Raw genomic sequence first — 383 nt, 5'->3', positions numbered from 1 at the left:
AGTCAAACGCCTGCTTTCAGCTCTTACATCCAGAGGTTGTTTCGATGAAGATTTCACGCGGTTTCGCCCTTTCCTGCCTGATGACCCTGGCAGCCGCCCCGGTGTTCGCTACGGGCTTCAGCCTTGGCGATGCAGCCAATGCGATTTCCGGCATGCAGGGCGGCAACAACAAGGCAGCCGCTGCGGCACCGTCGTCCGAGACGGCCGGCCTGTTGAGCGCACTCACCTCGCAACTGAACATCACCCCCGAACAAGCGGTCGGCGGTACGGGCGCCATGCTGGGCCTGGCCAAGAACAAACTGAGCGGCAACGATTATTCGCAACTGGGCAACAGCGTGCCGGGCCTCGAACAGTTGTCGGGCAACAACGCCTTGGGCAGCCTC

Annotated in this window: 1 protein-coding gene; it reads left to right on the top strand. The window is 61.6% G+C overall.

Annotated features, from left to right (window positions below; translation table 11 throughout):
* Positions 1-44: 44 nt before the first annotated feature.
* The coding region (locus SOP95_RS32045; protein WP_323609598.1) for a DUF2780 domain-containing protein at positions 45-383 on the top strand (339 nt) is incomplete at its 3' end.

The organism is Pseudomonas sp. YuFO8, from assembly GCF_035065025.1.
Taxonomy (GTDB): domain Bacteria; phylum Pseudomonadota; class Gammaproteobacteria; order Pseudomonadales; family Pseudomonadaceae; genus Aquipseudomonas; species Aquipseudomonas putida_AE.
This window is presented reverse-complemented; position numbering and strand designations above follow the sequence as displayed.